The organism is Methanofollis sp. UBA420 (assembly GCF_002498315.1).
Lineage (GTDB): Archaea > Halobacteriota > Methanomicrobia > Methanomicrobiales > Methanofollaceae > Methanofollis.
Window position 1 is genome coordinate 95,005 of record NZ_DAGX01000005.1, and the last position, 385, is coordinate 95,389.

Below are 385 nucleotides of genomic sequence, written 5' to 3' on the forward strand. Positions count from 1 at the left end.
AAGGGTGGGGTGGGCGGGCGACGTCGCCCGGCACGGGGGGAAGTTACGAGCATGAGAAAATATACCCTGACTGCGGCGCTCTGGGAAGAGGAGAAGATCTATGTCTCGAAATGCCCGGAGATCGGTGTCGCGAGTTGCGGGGACACGCCTGACGAGGCCCTTGCCCATCTCAAGGAGGCGGTCGAGCTCTATCTGGAGAATGCAATGGCGCTTGGCATGATGGAGGACATCGCCCCGGCCCTGCGGTCGCCGCGGAAGTTTGCAGCGACGTTCGAGGTGATCGAGTGAGCCGTCTCCCTGTCCTCTCCTCTGACACGGTCTTCAGGGCACTGAAGAGGGCGGGCTTCGACTATGCACCGCGGCGGAGCAAAGGGCGCCAGGTCGC

General features: G+C 63.4%; 1 protein-coding gene. It reads left to right on the forward strand.

Features of this window, described 5'->3' with window-relative positions; translation table 11 throughout:
* A partial coding sequence (locus tag BP869_RS06655; RefSeq protein ID WP_342678073.1) for a type II toxin-antitoxin system HicB family antitoxin occupies positions 1-288 on the forward strand: 288 nt, incomplete at its 5' end.
* Positions 289-385: the final 97 nt, after the last annotated feature.